At 39.0% G+C, this 15,745-nt stretch carries 19 protein-coding genes; 13 read left to right on the forward strand and 6 right to left on the reverse strand.

What is annotated here, in order from left to right; all coding sequences use genetic code 11:
• Positions 1–6 precede the first annotated feature (6 nt).
• The 3 genes from P20652_RS02455 to P20652_RS02445 all read right to left on the reverse strand — a co-directional run bounded on the left by P20652_RS02455 (position 7) and on the right by P20652_RS02445 (position 2,745).
• A complete protein-coding gene (locus P20652_RS02455; protein ID WP_008171928.1) occupies positions 7–378 on the reverse strand; it encodes a hypothetical protein in 372 nt (123 codons plus the stop codon).
• Positions 378–1,994: a S41 family peptidase gene (locus tag P20652_RS02450; RefSeq protein WP_008171930.1), complete on the reverse strand. Its 1,617-nt coding sequence runs from the start codon at positions 1,992–1,994 to the stop codon at positions 378–380. The genes P20652_RS02455 and P20652_RS02450 overlap by 1 nt, the downstream gene beginning before the upstream one ends.
• A 97-nt stretch (positions 1,995–2,091) precedes the next feature.
• Positions 2,092–2,745 (reverse strand): endonuclease, encoded by a 654-nt coding sequence (locus P20652_RS02445; RefSeq protein WP_033018021.1) that lies wholly within the window; start codon positions 2,743–2,745, stop codon positions 2,092–2,094.
• A 231-nt stretch (positions 2,746–2,976) separates the two neighbouring features.
• Here P20652_RS02445 and P20652_RS02440 point away from each other — a divergent pair, with 231 nt between their 5' ends.
• Entirely contained in the window at positions 2,977–3,945 is a 969-nt protein-coding gene (locus P20652_RS02440) for a DnaJ C-terminal domain-containing protein (RefSeq protein WP_008171933.1), read from the forward strand.
• Positions 3,945–4,265 carry a chaperone modulator CbpM gene (locus tag P20652_RS02435; RefSeq protein ID WP_008171935.1) on the forward strand — a complete coding sequence of 107 codons (321 nt, stop codon included), beginning with the start codon at positions 3,945–3,947 and terminating at the stop codon, positions 4,263–4,265. The genes P20652_RS02440 and P20652_RS02435 overlap by 1 nt, the downstream gene beginning before the upstream one ends.
• A gap of 49 nt (positions 4,266–4,314) precedes the next feature.
• Here P20652_RS02435 and P20652_RS02430 read toward each other — a convergent pair whose 3' ends face one another.
• A complete protein-coding gene (locus tag P20652_RS02430; protein ID WP_008171937.1) occupies positions 4,315–5,046 on the reverse strand; it encodes a hypothetical protein in 732 nt (243 codons plus the stop codon).
• A 409-nt stretch (positions 5,047–5,455) separates the two neighbouring features.
• On the opposite strand from P20652_RS02430, the gene P20652_RS02425 reads away from it, so the two are divergent.
• Positions 5,456–5,836, forward strand: a complete 381-nt coding sequence (locus P20652_RS02425; protein ID WP_008171940.1) for a hypothetical protein — start codon at positions 5,456–5,458, stop codon at positions 5,834–5,836.
• 10 nt (positions 5,837–5,846) lie between these two features.
• Here the strand turns inward: P20652_RS02425 and P20652_RS02420 are convergent, their stop codons facing one another.
• Complete coding sequence (locus P20652_RS02420) at positions 5,847–6,287, reverse strand: PaaI family thioesterase (protein WP_008171941.1); 441 nt, start codon at positions 6,285–6,287, stop codon at positions 5,847–5,849.
• 167 nt (positions 6,288–6,454) lie between these two features.
• Between P20652_RS02420 and lexA the strand changes: the two genes are divergently transcribed.
• The 5 genes from lexA to P20652_RS02390 all read left to right on the forward strand — a co-directional run bounded on the left by lexA (position 6,455) and on the right by P20652_RS02390 (position 11,731).
• Positions 6,455–7,072: a transcriptional repressor LexA gene (gene lexA / locus P20652_RS02415; protein WP_008171944.1), complete on the forward strand. Its 618-nt coding sequence runs from the start codon at positions 6,455–6,457 to the stop codon at positions 7,070–7,072.
• Between the two features lie 483 nt (positions 7,073–7,555).
• Positions 7,556–8,698, forward strand: a complete 1,143-nt coding sequence (gene coxB, locus P20652_RS02405) for a cytochrome c oxidase subunit II (protein ID WP_008171949.1) — start codon at positions 7,556–7,558, stop codon at positions 8,696–8,698.
• Positions 8,698–10,290, forward strand: coding sequence for a cytochrome c oxidase subunit I (gene ctaD / locus P20652_RS02400; protein ID WP_008171951.1), 1,593 nt, complete (start codon positions 8,698–8,700; stop codon positions 10,288–10,290). Before coxB ends, ctaD begins: the two co-directional genes overlap by 1 nt.
• Positions 10,290–10,820 (forward strand): cytochrome c oxidase assembly protein, encoded by a 531-nt coding sequence (locus tag P20652_RS02395; RefSeq protein WP_008171953.1) that lies wholly within the window; start codon positions 10,290–10,292, stop codon positions 10,818–10,820. Before ctaD ends, P20652_RS02395 begins: the two co-directional genes overlap by 1 nt.
• Positions 10,821–10,855: 35 nt before the next feature.
• On the forward strand, positions 10,856–11,731 hold the full coding sequence (locus tag P20652_RS02390) for a cytochrome c oxidase subunit 3 (protein WP_002959610.1): 876 nt from the start codon (positions 10,856–10,858) through the stop codon (positions 11,729–11,731).
• Here the strand turns inward: P20652_RS02390 and P20652_RS21535 are convergent.
• On the reverse strand, positions 11,634–11,942 hold the full coding sequence (locus tag P20652_RS21535) for a DUF2909 family protein (protein WP_083832874.1): 309 nt from the start codon (positions 11,940–11,942) through the stop codon (positions 11,634–11,636). The genes P20652_RS02390 and P20652_RS21535 overlap by 98 nt on opposite strands.
• Before the next feature lie 14 nt (positions 11,943–11,956).
• Between P20652_RS21535 and P20652_RS02385 the strand changes: the two genes are divergently transcribed.
• The 5 genes from P20652_RS02385 to P20652_RS19085 all read left to right on the forward strand — a co-directional run.
• On the forward strand, positions 11,957–12,697 hold the full coding sequence (locus P20652_RS02385; RefSeq protein ID WP_008171955.1) for an SURF1 family protein: 741 nt from the start codon (positions 11,957–11,959) through the stop codon (positions 12,695–12,697).
• The gene (locus P20652_RS02380; protein WP_008171957.1) at positions 12,687–13,181 is read left to right on the forward strand and encodes a hypothetical protein; all 495 of its coding nucleotides are present in this window, start codon (positions 12,687–12,689) and stop codon (positions 13,179–13,181) included. Before P20652_RS02385 ends, P20652_RS02380 begins: the two co-directional genes overlap by 11 nt.
• Positions 13,182–13,203: 22 nt before the next feature.
• Positions 13,204–14,193: a heme A synthase gene (locus P20652_RS02375; RefSeq protein WP_008171959.1), complete on the forward strand. Its 990-nt coding sequence runs from the start codon at positions 13,204–13,206 to the stop codon at positions 14,191–14,193.
• Positions 14,194–14,205: 12 nt separating this feature from the next.
• On the forward strand, positions 14,206–15,135 hold the full coding sequence (gene cyoE, locus P20652_RS02370) for a heme o synthase (protein ID WP_008171968.1): 930 nt from the start codon (positions 14,206–14,208) through the stop codon (positions 15,133–15,135).
• The coding region (locus P20652_RS19085) for an SCO family protein (protein ID WP_033018019.1) at positions 15,132–15,745 on the forward strand (614 nt) is incomplete at its 3' end. The genes cyoE and P20652_RS19085, both read left to right, overlap by 4 nt.

Consider the following 15,745-nt stretch of genomic DNA (forward strand, 5'->3'; position numbering starts at 1 on the left):
GTTAAATTACTGTGCTTTACAGCTTACGTTTTTAAGCTCAATAGTAAGATCTTTTTTAGGATAGTAAAGTACACATTGCTTGCCGATTATTTGTAACACAAACTTTTCTGATTTGATGTTGTGCGCGCCCATAATAGGCATACCATTTGGGTCTTTACTATTTCCATGGCTTAGTAAAAGCTCGCTACGTTTGGTAAACACAGTGTCGGCAAGTGTAACTAGCGTGCCGCCTTTGGCTTTTATAATTGCCTGTTGTAGCACAGTTATAACGCCTGGGTTAAGCTCTGTTAATAGCGCAGGCTTAGCAACGGCATTACTCATACTAATACACCCCCCTATGCTTATTAAAACAGTGAGTATCGCCAGTAACTTTACCATTATTGCTCCTTAGACAACGTAGGCCATGTTAGGTCCATGTTACCGCGAGTAAGATCATTTGGGACGTTTAAAGGCTGCAGTTTTTCGCTAGCTGCAGCAAAACTTGGTACATCCACTTTACTATTTGCGACCGTTGTTGTTATTGGGCACGCACCGTTATTATCTATATGAAAAAGAGCTGTAGATAGTAAAGCTTCGTTACTATCACCAAGTTGGTTATCAAAGTCGTCGCTAACAACACACCCTTGTACATCGGCATTAAATTGTGGCGTTGGTGTTGGGGTAAAGCCTGCGGCATATTCACCAAAGCCTTTACTGTTAACGCCACTAAATTGAATGGTGTAATAGGTTGTTCCACAGTTATGTGTAGGCGTGAATCCGTATGGTTTACCACAGGTTGTATCGCCAATAAGTACCACTTCTGCATCTATCCCTTTTAATCCATTTACAAACGCTTCAGAGGCTGAACAGGTACCTGATGTACTTAATACATAAACTTTAGATAAGTTTAAATCAGGTAATTTATCGCCAGTACTAAAAAACGTTGAGTAGTCTATTTCTTCATCAATAAACGGGAATGGAGAATCGACAGGCTGTTTATCGTTTTGTTGCGTTTGATAGTAAAAACGGTTTTGTACATTGGCACTCCCCGCCACCATATACGCAAGCTGCGAAGACAGCGCTAATAAACCACCGCCGTTGTATCTAAAATCAATAACGAGTTCGTCTACGTTATCGGTTCTAAATTTATTTATTGCATCAATTAGCCCTTCTTGGGCAATACCTATATGGCTATTAAACTGCATATAACCAACGCGGGTGTTATTGCTTGTTACAATCGTTTGTACATTTTGAACTGGAGTTTGCTCGATGTTACCTGCAGTGACATTAAAAGTTTTTTCCGTGCCGTCGTTACTGCGTACAACAATAGTATGTGAGTCACCGTTGGTTGGGCTAAATAAGCCTTCGTTTAAAGTGTCTACGCCTGCTTGGGTATTGGTATTTATACTCACACCATCAACTTCAAGTACGGTATCGCCTCGTTGAAAGCCAATTTGGCTTGCAGGCGAGCCGTCTTCTAGGTAAGCAACACGTAAAATTCTATCGGCTGAATCACCAATAAATGCCCAGTTAATACCATAACCAGAAGTCACGCCTGATTGTGCTTCTTGGAAGAAATCTTCAGAGGGTTCTGAAAAATGAAAGTTATCTTTTTTTGCACCTGAGTCGGTAAGCTGCTCTGTTTTTAATTGGGCAAAGTAATCGGCTACTGTGGCAAAGTTTTCAGGGTCGTTATCGGCAATCTCATCATACCAAAGGTAGGTTTCATCGCTCCAAGAGCGAAGCCAAAGTTTTTCGTATAAGGCTGACCCCGCTTTATCTGGGTAAGGGTCGTTGTTATTAAAGGGATCGTTACCTGTACGAGGGGTTTCGCAAAAGTTTTTTAAATCGTTAGAGGGTTCAAATATCCCAGCAGTCCATGTTGGACTGCTACTAACAGGTGTTGTAACTACAGGAGCTGAGTCGATACCGCCACCACCGCCGCCACAACCCGTTAAAGCAAAGCCCGAAAGTACTGCGATAATGGCAAGCGAGGTATTATTATTTTTAAACATGTTGAGTGCTTCCTGTAAATAAGTTGTTTAAAATATTACAACACTCGCTTATTTATTCAACGTTTTTGGCTTCTCTAGTGTAAATGAGTGTTAAAGCTTAGATCTTGCTCGCACTACTTGTATCTGCAAATGCTTGCTTTTGCCATGCATTAAATAACTTTTGCTGTTTATCTGAGATTTTTAAACCGTATGTTTTTTGCATGTAAGCGTAGGTGTCAGCTATACGTTTTCGTGCATAAACAGGCGGTTCAATTACACGTTGCTTAAAGTTTACTTTTACTTCGCAGCGACCATACTGTGTGGCGTTTTCGCTAAGCATGCCAAAACGATAATTAGAGCGATCTGCATTAATTTCACCTATGGCAGGCGCTAAGTTGTTTATATCAGCTTCCATCGTTCTAAACTTGGCACTTACTTTTATGCAGTTTTTACGCCCGCCATCTTGCCAGCATTGTAGCTGATGACCAAATTCCCATGCCGGAACAATGTGCTCCCATTCAATACGTAGTGCTCGCACATTTACTTTGCCTGATCGGGTAAGGGTATTTCGAGGAATGTAACCACAGTTAGAAGGATCAGGGACGAGTTTTTTGCCTTCTTTTTTAATATCGCAACCGCAGTAAATACTTTTAGCGTTGTCAGGGAGGGTTTTAATTAAATGTCTTTTAGCAGTTGAAAAACGGGTAAATTGTTCGGCAGATACCGAAACACACACACAACAAGCCAATAAGGCCAGAATAAATCGAGTCATATCCATCACAAATGTGAACTACAGGAGTCGGTAGTTTAAAGCTTTGAAGATAAAAGATAAAGTTCACTTAAGGCCTGCACGTATATTACTAAAGAGTGTCTGATTAATTTTTTATTCAAAGTTATTTTCACTATTCATTCATTTCTTACTATTTATCGTATTTTAACCACACAAGATTATACGTTAAGGAGTATGCTTAAAGCTTACTCAATATGGGGATTTGGATTGCAAATGAAATTTGTTGATTATTATGCAGTGCTTGGAATATCGCCTGATTCAGACGATAAAGCGGTAAAGGTAGCTTATAAAAAGCTAGCCAGAAAATATCACCCTGATGTAAGCAAAGAGCCTCAAGCAGAAGATAAGTTTAAAGAAATAGCAGAAGCTTACGAAGTCATTCATAACAAAGAAGAACGTTTAAAATACGACGAGTTACGTCGTCACCAACAAAATCGTGCTCGTCAGCAGCAAGGTCATTATGGTGGTAAAAATGCCTCTTCGCAAAGTAATTACCAGCAAAGCGATCCTCAAACCGATCAAGAGTTTTCTGATTTTATTAATTCAATGTTTGGCGGAGCCGGTGGATTCGATCGTTCCGGGCAGAGCAGAAGTAACGCTGCACGCGCGCAAAAAGGACAAGATGTGGAAATAGAGTTCCCGATTTTTCTTGAAGAGACTTTAGTTGATACCGTTAAGCCTGTTGAGTTTATGTTACCGCAGCGAGATAGTAGTGGTCGTGTCTCTGAAATTAAAAAATCACTTAAAGTGAAAATTCCCGCAGGTTCAGTAAATGGCGAACGAATTAGACTAAAAGGGCAAGGCGGATTAGGGTCAGCGAATGGGCAAAATGGCGATTTGTACTTACAAATTAGTTTAGTGCCCCACCCATTATTTGATGTTGAAGGTCATAACCTAAATATAGTCGTCCCTCTTGCACCATGGGAAGCGGCTCTTGGTACAAAAATAAATTTACCTACGTTGGCAGGCAAAATCCAATTAACTATTCCATCTAATAGTCAGTCTGGTCAACGCTTGCGTATTAAAGGCAAGGGATTAATGAGTAAAAAAGCCAAAGGTGATTTATTTGCGGTGCTTAAAATTGTTAATCCAACATCTGTTGATGATACCAGTAAAAAACTTTGGGAAGAATTAGCCGAAAAAGCTCACTTTGATCCCCGTAATAACTGGAGCAAGCCATAATGCAAATTATCGTGACACAAAAAGATGATTTACTTACTAGTAAAGAGCTATGTTTGAGCAGTGATATTAGCGAAGCCATTTTATATGAGCTAGTTGAGCACAATATTGCGGTTCCAATTGAAGGGGAGCATGTTACGCAGTGGCAATTTACGGTATCTACAGTCACCTTGGTGAAAAAGGCAGCCCGTATTAAGTATGACTTTTCGTTAGATTGGTCGGCAATTCCTTTAATTTTACAATTACTGGATGAGCGCGATGAGTTAATTAGCGAAAACGAAATGCTAAAACAGCATTTGAGCCGATTTAAATACTTCGAATAAAATTTTTAATATCATGGAGTTAATAAAGATATGTATTGCTATTATTTGGTTAATACATACTCTTTGATTTGTTTTTACTTGTAATTCTGATGAACCGCTGACGCCTTATATTTTGTACAAGTAGTAATACTCCACTTAGGCAAAAAAGTACGCTGGTTGCTGCAAAACTAATAAGCAGCGGGTTATTAAAATCCTCTCGCTCATCGTAATCCATAATATGTAACATCCAAAAAAAGTCGAAAATTCGCCATAATGTGCTGCGAACGGTAATAACTTTGCCGTTATTTTTTGACAAGTACAGTGTTGTGTTAAATGTGTCGTCAAATTGTACCTGCCAAACATTGGTTTTATATCCAACTTCTCGCGTACCTTGTTTTAAAAGTAATGTGCTAATTGGTTGGGCGTTAATGAGTAAGTGTGCTTTAGCATTTTTGGTAATTTGCATTTTAGTTGGCGGCTCAAAAGGTCGGCCAGTTTTACCGTTAAAGCTTTGCTGTTCATCTTTATTTGTAACTGTAATTAGAGGTGTGGTTAAAAAGTTCTCAAAGGTTATTTGCGTTGGATTGGCTACTTGAGATGCAATTTTATCAAGAGATGCGACATAATCAGTCTGCGTAAATGGATTGCTAAGAGTACGTGTTGCAAGATGCTCCCCATGAACTTTATCAAGAGGGATAGCGCTCATTACTAAGCCGCCTAATAGCCAGGCTAAAATTTGTAATGCGAGTAAATAACCCAGCCATGTATGTAGTTTTCGAGCTGGTTTAAATATTTTTTTCATAGGCTATACCTTCTTATTTTTGGAGGCTATTTTAATATACTGCAATGCCAAATAACTGCGGCATAATGTCGCAGTTTATGTTTTAGTCATGCTAACGTATAGTTTACTGCCACTGCTTTGAAATAAATCGATTAATATTTCCTCCATGATTTATCATAAAACGACCCCTTAGTTACAATTTTTATAGTTTACGTAGTTATACGCTTGCATTTCGTATTTTTGGCTACTCAAACAGTCACCTTTGCTTAACCGCTCATATGAGTCAGTAAAGGGGCAGTTAAAATTCTAAAAAACACGCTAAAATAACTACTTGCTATATAAAATGGCGAATACTGCATAGTTGATTTGGTATAAAGAGGAAACTGCGTTAAAGTTTGCAGTGTAATCATTAGAGGATAAATACGAAACGATGTCGGAAATTCAATTTTTAAATGTAGATCTAGAGCTTGAGTCAAAGCAAGATATTAGCCTGCTGGTGGCAGATTTGAAAAAAGTCGCTACGATTTTACATTATGACAAAGACGAATACCGTCAATTAGCGCGTATAGAAGTAACAGGTACAGTAAACACGCCAGATAAAGCAATAAATCATTTATGTGAGCTTATTGAATCGTGTTCGCGTAACGCGTTAAAGCAATGGTTAAGTTGTTCGCGCAGAACATTTGATATTGGTTTTGAATCAGGCACGTCCCCTAAGTGCTTTAACCAAGCCTTAGACGCAGACACATTGTTACGTATATCTGCGATTGGTGCGGGTGTGGAAATTACAATTTACCCACTCGAAAGATAGCGAAAAGTAACTATCTTCGCTCTACTACCGCTGCGGTCATTTTTGATACGCAGCACAGCTCATTGCGGCTATTTGTAATTTTTATTTCCCATACTGAACTACGTTTGCCAATATGAAACTCTCTTGCCGTGGCTGTTAACGTACCATTACGAGATGCTTTTAAATGACTTGCGCTAATTTCTTGTCCCACGCAGTAAAATTTAGAAAAGTCGACTACAAAGTTAGCAGCGTAACTTGCTACAGTTTCTGCAAGCACTACGTTAGCCCCGCCGTGAACCATTCCCATTGGGTTATGATGCTCAGGAATTGCCGGCATAGTGGCTACTAAATAATCATCTCCAATTTCAGTAACTTCTATTCCCATGGTTTTCATCAATGTTCCTTGGCCATTAATACCTTGTTCTAACTGCTTGCACAGCTCTAAAGTGATGGGTTGATACCAAATACTCATAATGGGTCCTTTGCTTTTTTAATCATTTATGAACTTAGCTTTAGTTATATCCCTAAAATGCACACAATTGAAATTACTTTGGTTATTTTAAGGCATAATTTAAATTTGCGATTTTTATTTAACTGTATATACTCACAGTTAAATGTACTGTATGGAAAACCAGTTGTATGCGACCATTAACGAAGCGTCAAGCTCAAATACTCGAATTAGTTAAAGTTTTTATTAAAGACACTGGTATGCCTCCTACACGTGCCGAAATTGCACAGACATTAGGCTTTAAAAGTGCCAATGCTGCTGAAGAACATCTAAAAGCACTTGCTAAGAAAGGTGTTATCAAAATGAAGCCAGGCGCAAGCCGCGGTATTCAACTTGTTGAAGAAGATGAACCTGAGCAATTAGGGTTACCTTTAATTGGTCGAGTAGCCGCAGGTGAACCTATTTTGGCGCAAGAGCATGTTGAGAGTCATTGTAAAATTGATCCATTAATGTTTAAACCTGCTGCCGATTTTTTACTGCGCGTTAACGGCATGAGTATGAAAGATATAGGTATTATGGATGGCGATTTATTAGCAGTGCATAAAACTCAAGTTGCTGAAAATGGGCAGGTTGTTGTTGCTCGTGTTGATGATGATGTGACCGTAAAACGTTTTGAAAAAGCAGGCCGTAAAGTATTATTGCATGCTGAAAACGATGATTTTTCGGTTATTGAAGTTGATTTAGAAAACGAATCTTTTAATATTGAAGGTTTGGCCGTTGGTGTTATAAGAAACGCAGATTGGATGTGACTTTAAAAATAGCTTTTAAACAAGTAGCTTTATAAATGCGTACTAATTAGTACGCATTTTTGTTTTAAAATTCACGCTAAAAATAGCGCGTAAACAGTCCGTTGATTATTTAAGCTGAAAAATTTTTTGTACTCATATTCCCCTCTCCTTATGTGTTAAACCCCTCTGTATTGCTCGATTTTTACACCTTTAATTATTTAGTTCCTAGCTGATTTACTATTAATTTATCAATATCACTTGTTTGTTTTTCATACTAAAACTTGATTGTTGTTCATTTTTTAGCTAGTTGTTAATGTGCTGAGCTAATAATGACTCACAGCTTTTTAGTTTTGAGAACACACAATATACACAAACTCGTTGTTGGCGCAGCAAAACCAATCACTATTAAAATAAGATTGGCTAAAAAAATAAAAATAACGAATTGGCGTTTAAGCCGTATGCCTCTTCGCTTTGCATTCGCAATAGCACCAAAGGAGCCACCACATGGGTAAACTGACCTCTACCTTGTGGCTTATATTATGTGTTTTTTCGCACCCAGTTTTGGCTAACAGCCAATACAATATGCGCAAAGGCGTGACCGATATAAGCAATAATGTATATCAGCTGCACATGACCATATTTATAATATGTTGTGTGATTGGGGTGATAGTGTTCGCAATTATGTTTTGGGCACTTATTCATCACCGTAAATCTAAAGGGGCTATACCTGCCCAATTTCACGAAAGCACTAAAGTAGAAATACTTTGGACTGCAATTCCGTTTGTTATTTTAATTGCTATGGCAGTACCAGCCACTAAAACCCTAATTGCAATGGAGGATGCCAGCAAAGCTGATCTGACTATTAAAATTACAGGTTCGCAATGGAAATGGCATTATGAATATATGGGGGAAGATGTAGAGTTCTACTCTATTTTATCTACCCCGCAAGATGAAATCGCGAACCTTGCAGATAAAAATCCTAACTACTTACTTGAGGTTGATAAGCCTCTTGTACTGCCAATAAATCAAAAAGTACGATTTTTAATGACTTCTGACGATGTTATTCACTCTTGGTGGGTACCTGATTTTGCAGTTAAAAAAGATGCGAATCCCGGTTTTATAAACGAAACATGGACGAATATAAACGAAGAAGGTACTTACCGAGGCCAATGTGCTGAGTTGTGTGGTAAAGATCATGGCTTTATGCCCGTTGTGGTGGTCGCTAAATCTGAAGCTGATTTTAAAACATGGCTTGCAGATGCAAAGCAGGCTAAACAAAAAGCAGCATTAGCAGATGCCGCATTACTTGATAAAACCCTCCCAAAAGAAGAATTAATGACTTTAGGTGAACAAGTATATATGGCCAATTGCGCTGCATGTCATCAGCCTACTGGCATGGGTTTACCGGGTGTATTTCCTGCACTTAAAGGCAGCCCGGTAGTGCTTGGTGATATAAAAGATCATATTGATATAGTTATTCATGGGCGTCCAGGTACGGCAATGCAAGCTTTTGCCAAGCAGTTATCTATAAAGCAATTAGCTGCGGTTATTACTTATAAACGTAATGCGTGGGGTAATGATACGGGTGATGTTATTCAGCCGAGTGAAATACAGGCAGCACTTGATGCCAAAGTGGAGGCGAACTAATGAATAGCATAGTAGAACAACCTAACGGCAATGAAGCTCATCATGCTCATCACCCAGCTAAAGGTTTTAAACGCTGGCTTTACACTACTAACCATAAAGATATAGGTAGTTTATATTTAATTTTTTCGCTCACTATGTTCTTAATTGGTGGCGCAATGGCTATGGTGATCAGGGCTGAATTATTTCAACCAGGTTTACAGTTGGTCGATCCTCACTTTTTTAATCAAATGACCACAGTGCATGGTTTAATTATGGTGTTTGGTGCGGTTATGCCGGCCTTTACAGGCCTTGCTAACTGGATGATACCACTCATGATTGGTGCGCCAGATATGGCATTGCCAAGAATGAATAACTGGAGCTTTTGGATTTTACCGTTTGCATTTTTAATCCTATTGGCATCGTTATTTATGCCTGGTGGGGGTCCTGCATTTGGTTGGACTTTTTATGCACCACTGTCCACAACATACAGTAATGATAATACTGCATTGTTTGTATTTGCCGTACATATTATGGGGATTAGCTCAATAATGGGTGCAATCAATGTGATTGTAACCATAGTGAACTTACGTGCCCCCGGCATGACATGGATGAAGTTGCCCTTATTTGTATGGACGTGGTTAATTACTGCCTTTTTATTAATAGCGGTAATGCCAGTGCTTGCAGGGGCTGTCACTATGGTACTTACCGATAAGTACTTTGCGACCAGCTTTTTTGATGCCGCAGGCGGTGGCGATCCGGTGATGTTTCAGCACATTTTTTGGTTTTTTGGTCATCCCGAAGTATACATAATGATTCTTCCTGCCTTTGGCATTATATCTACAATAGTCCCTACCTTTTCTCGTAAAAAACTTTTTGGCTATGCCTCAATGGTATACGCCACATCCTCCATAGCACTATTGAGCTTTATTGTATGGGCTCATCATATGTTTACCACTGGAATGCCGGTCGCTGGCGAGTTGTTTTTTATGTACGCGACCATGCTTATATCGGTACCTACAGGAGTAAAAGTATTTAATTGGGTTGCCACAATGTGGAAAGGCTCAATAACTTTTGAAGTGCCAATGCTTTTTAGTATTGCGTTTATTGTGCTGTTTACCTTAGGTGGCTTTTCGGGATTGATGCTGGCAATTACACCTGCTGATTTTCAGTACCACGATACTTATTTTGTGGTGGCGCATTTTCATTATGTATTAGTAACAGGGGCTGTATTTTCGATAATGGCGGGGGCCTATTACTGGCTGCCCAAGTGGACGGGCAATATGTTTAATATCACGCTAGCTAAATGGCATTTTTGGCTATCGCTGGTGAGCGTGAACGTACTTTTTTTTCCTATGCATTTTGTAGGGCTTGCCGGTATGCCGCGTCGAATTCCCGATTACGCACTTCAATTTGCCGACTTTAACGCAATCATAAGTATTGGTGGATTTGCCTTTGGTTTATCGCAATTGTTGTTTGTAGCTGTGGTAATTAAATGCGCGCGTGGCGGTGATAAAGTGCCTGCAAAAGTATGGGAAGGGGCAGAAGGGCTTGAGTGGGAAGTTGACTCTCCAGCGCCATACCATACTTTTTCTACGCCGCCGGTAATTAAGTAATGACACACGCACCGCTACTCAAATGTTTGGTACTTATTTGCATAGGTATGTTTGCCTTTGCCTTTGCTTTAGTACCTTTGTATGACGTGTTTTGTGATGTAACAGGGCTTAATGGGAAGCCTTCGCTTGAGCAAGCAGAGCAAAGTACACAAATAGTACAAAACCGAGAAGTTGGCGTTAGCTTTACTACTCACGCACAAAGTGGTGCACCGTTTGAAGTTAAATCAAAAGAATACAGTGTAGTGGTAAAACCCGGTGCAATGCGTGAAGTAATGTTTAGTGCTAAAAATAATAGCAATCTAGATAAAGTAATGCAGGCTGTACCATCAGTCTCGCCAGGTAAAGCGGCAAAGTATTTACATAAAATAGCTTGTTTTTGCTTTGATCAGCAACCTCTAAAAGCAGGGGAAGAACTTGAATTTAAATTACTTTTTTATGTTGATACCGCACTGCCAAGCGACATTGAAGAATTAACTTTATCTTATACCGTATTTGATATTAGTGAACAGCTGGTGGCAAGTAATAACTAGCTTTTTAAACTAGTGTGAAACTAGGAGTAAATAAAATGAATCAAGAATATGAGCATTATTACGTACCTGAGCAAAGCCCGTGGCCTATTGTAGGTGCTGTTGCATTGTTTTTTATTGCAGTAGGGGCGGGCTTGACTGTTATGAGTGTAGGTAAAGAAGGGGGTAGCGGGGTTTATCTGCTTTATGCCGGTATTGCTGTACTTGTGTATATGTTGTTTAGCTGGTTTAAAAATGTAATTAGTGAATCGGACCAAGGTTTGTACTCAGCACAAATGGATCGCTCTTTTAGACAAGGCATGAGCTGGTTTATTTTTTCTGAAGTTATGTTTTTTATGGCCTTTTTTGGTGCGCTTTTTTATGCACGCGTATTATCGGTACCTTGGCTTGGAGGCGCAGGTAATAATGCAATGACTAACGAGGTATTATGGCCAACTTTTGAAGCCGTTTGGCCACTAGTTTCAACACCTGCTGGCGAAACTACTCAAGCTATGGGCTGGCAAGGCTTACCACTTATAAATACCTTAATACTGCTTACCTCCTCAGTTACTTTACATTTTGCCCACGTAGCGATGGAAAACAATAAACGCACTCCACTTAAGGTTTTTTTAGGCGCTACTATTTTATTGGGTGTTTGCTTTTTAGGGCTGCAAGTTGAGGAGTACATGCATGCATATAATGACCTTAATCTAACGCTAGATGCGGGTATTTACGGTAATACGTTTTTTTTATTGACTGGTTTTCATGGCATGCATGTAACGCTAGGAACCGTACTTTTATTTGTAATATTTTTACGGATATTAAAAGGGCACTTTACTAAAGATAAGCATTTTGCTTTTCAGGCAGCTGCTTGGTATTGGCACTTTGTTGATGTGGTGTGGCTGTGTTTGTTTGTATTTGTATATGTGCTGTAGCGTTTATTGGTGAATTATTTGCTTTAATAAAACCAAGTTTAAGCGCTGCAATAACAACAACTAAAACAACGACCGAAAACAATACGCGACGACCTAAAAAGTGAGACATAGGTCGTCCCCCAGTTTTCCCTGACACCATAATAAACAATGCTCTAAATAAGTTAAAAAGTATAAATATTAACAACAGTACGATAATAATTTTAATAATCACTGAGTTGACCCTTTATGCAATTAGTTTTATGGCACAAACAAAAGCTTAGCTCACTAATCACACTTTGTATGGTTGTGGTTGTTGTACTTGTGTGTGTGCGATTAGGGTTTTGGCAGCTGGAGCGGGGTGAGCAAAAACAGCAGCAACTAACCGCTATTGCTAAGCAACAGACTCGAGGTGTGATGAGCTGGTCTCAATTACTTAACCTGCCTGATAGCTGGAACAGAACAGGTGTATTGGTTGAGTTAAAAGGGCGGTTTGTACAAAACCAATATTGGCTTTTAGATAATCAAGTTTATAACGGACAAGTAGGGTACGACCTACTTGCTTTACTAAAGCCTGACAGCGAAGAAAAAGTGATTTTAGTTAATTTAGGATGGGTAAAAGCGCCTATATCTAGAGATACATTGCCAAAGGTTACTCTGCCTACAGGTGTTTTTATTCTTAAAGCGCAAATAAAAGAAAATAACTTAAGTAGCTTTACGCTTGAAGATAAAACTACAAATAACGACTTACCTACAAGAATCCAATCTATCGACTTGAATATGCTGAGCACTCAAAGCCAGCAATCATTAATTAATTTTATGGCTTACAGACAAGGTACTGGTGATGAGATTGCTACACCTCATTATGAGGCCGTTGTTATGAGCCCTCAAAAACATAATGCCTACGCTGTGCAATGGTTTTTGATTGCTGTTGCATGTGCTGTTGTGGCTATTTTTGCGAGTAAAAAAAGGACACATAATGAAAAATAATCCCCTTTTGTTGTTTGTGGGTTGCTGCGCTATCCCTTTAGTTTTGGCATATGGCGCATTAAAGTTTGATTGGTTGCCTACTGCAATTACTAATAATGGCGAGTTTTTAAGCCAAGAAATAAAACTTAAAAATTGGCCGCAAAATAATCCCAAACAATGGACTATCGCACTTAATTATTCAAACGAATGTAACACCTCATGCAGCGAACAACTTAATGCACTTAATAACTTATATGTGGCACTTGGTAAAAACCAAGGCAAGGTTGATATGGCTGTAATGGGAAGCCCCGACAATAAAAATCTACCATGGAAAATGATTACTGAGCAACCCACTTTAAAACCAGCCAGTTTATATTTAATTGATCATATGGGGTTAGTAGTACTTGAATATCCCTTTAAAGCCGAGCCACAAGAAAACCGCTTAGTTCAAAAGGGTTTACTAAAAGATCTTAAAAAACTACTTAATTATTCTCGTTCAAGCTAACTCGTTTAGAGTGAGGTAAATGATGTATAAAAATTATAAAAACTTAGTACTACTTACTGGATTACTTGCTTTAATTGTTGTGGCGTTAGGTGCTTACACTCGTTTGAGCGATGCGGGGTTAGGGTGCCCCGATTGGCCTGGTTGTTATGGCTTTTTAACAGTACCTAAGCATGAGGCCGACATAGCCTTAGCAACTCAAAGTTATCCAGACATGATGTTCGAAACCGCAAAAGCGTGGAAAGAAATGATTCATCGCTACTTTGCAGGTGCTTTAGGCTTACTTATTTTAGGTTTATTTGTGTTGGCTTTTTTAAAACGCCAATACCCAACTACGCCAGTTAAGTTGCCTTTGGCTTTGCTTCTACTAGTGGTTTTTCAGGCTGCCCTTGGTATGTGGACAGTAACCATGAACCTTCAGCCGCTTATTGTAATGGGTCACTTATTAGGTGGCTTTAGTATTTTGTCATTTATAACGCTATTGTATTTACGGCTAACCGCAAAACCCATTATGGGAGGTGATAGCGGTGCAAAACGCTATTTTGGTTTAAGTTTAGTTGCGCTCAGTGTATTGATTATCCAAATTGCACTTGGTGGTTGGCTGGCTGCAAATTACGCCGCTCCTCATTGTAGTGGTTTGCCATTGTGTAACTTCGCACAACCGTTTTCATTGAGTAGCGTATTTCAATTACCACTTGAGCACAGTAATTATGAGTTTGGTGTGTTATCGCAGCAAGCGCGTATGTCTATTCATTTATTACACCGCATTTGGGCACTCGTTACTTGCATCGTTCTGGCGTTAATTATGTGGAAAATATACAGCCAAGCGAACTCTAAAAAAATTAAAAATTGCGTTGTGATCGTATTGCTTGTTCTGCTTTGCCAAATTAGCTTAGGGCTTATTTTAGTACATTGGCATATTCCGCTGGGAGTTGCACTGGCGCATAACTTGATGGCTGCCATACTGTTATTAAGCATGGTTAGGTTGTGTTATTACCTAAAATCACGCACATAAAGGGGAAATATGATGGCACTTATAATTAATGAAAAAACACTGCTACCCGTTAATACTCAATCGCTAATTTCGCGTACTCATAGTTTGCTGCAAGACTACTTAGCAATTAGTAAATTTAAAGTGGTAGCCATGCTGGTGCTAACAGCTTGGGTTGGTTTAGCACTGGCTCCCGATGTCGGGCGGGGTATGGTCATACAGTTTATTAGCTTGTTAGGTATAGGGCTACTTTCTGCTGCTGCAGCGGTTATTAATCATGTGGTTGATAGCGAGATAGACTCAAAAATGGCACGGACTCGTCATCGTCCTGTTGCTAAGGGGCGTTTAAGTAAAACACATGCGCTTAGTTTTGCAGCTGTTATGGGGGTTGCTGGTTTTATTATGCTGATGGTGTGGGCTAATACCTTAACCGCTATATTAACGTTATTTGCATTGGTAGGTTATGCATTTGTTTATACATCATTTTTAAAGCGTGCAACGCCGCAAAATATTGTTATAGGTGGGTTGGCTGGCGCAATGCCTCCATTATTAGGTTGGGTGTCAGAAACAAACCAAATGGCAGCAGCCCCTTGGTTACTCGTAATGATAATATTTACCTGGACTCCACCACACTTTTGGGCACTCGCTATAGCGCGAAAGAGTGATTATGAACGTGCTAAAATCCCTATGTTACCGGTAACCCATGGTATCGATTTTTGTAAAACCTGCGTTGTTGCTTATTCTGTTTTACTCGCTGTTGTTTGCGTATTGCCTTATTTAATCGGCATGTCTGGATTAATCTATTTAATAGGTGCATGTGTATTAAATGCAGTGTTTATATATAAGGCGGTCAAATTAAAAATTGCTGTAAATGATGAGACTGCAATGGACTTATTTCGTTTTTCGATTATTCATTTAATGGTACTCTTTGTAATCTTATTTATAGATAAATGGCTCCCTTTATGAAGCAGTTATGGCTTGGGTTAATTGTTATTTTAGTTTTGTTTTTATCAGCATGTTCAAATGAAAATAGCCCAACAGATGTAGATGCATTGGTTTACGAAAATGCAAAACCACTGTCTGATTTTACGTTAAACGATCAGCGCGGTGAATTAGTGACTAAGAAACAATTTATAGGACAGTGGAATTTAGTTTTTTTGGGTTATACAAGTTGCCCAGACATTTGCCCACTAACGCTTGCTAAGTTAAATGCTGTTTATAAAAACTTACAGGCGGACTATCCACTACAAATTTGGTTTTTATCGGTAGACCCGAATCGAGATACACCAGCTAAACGAAAGCAATATATAGATTACTTTAACTCTGACTTTTTAGCTGTATCAGGGGAACATAAACACCTTTTTCCTGTTGTTCGAGAGCTTGGTTTAATTTACGCCATTAGCGATAGCAACGAATCTGAGTATACGGTTGATCATAGTGCCTCAGTAGCTATGGTTGATCAAAATGGTGCCGTAAGGGCTATTTTTAAACCAGAATTTAAACAAGGTAGTGTGCCATTAATTAATGCGACTACTTTAACTAAAGAGTTTAAAAAAATAGCCGATTACTATAAAAA

This window comes from Pseudoalteromonas sp. BSi20652, assembly GCF_000239855.1.
In the GTDB taxonomy this organism is placed as follows: Bacteria; Pseudomonadota; Gammaproteobacteria; order Enterobacterales; family Alteromonadaceae; genus Pseudoalteromonas.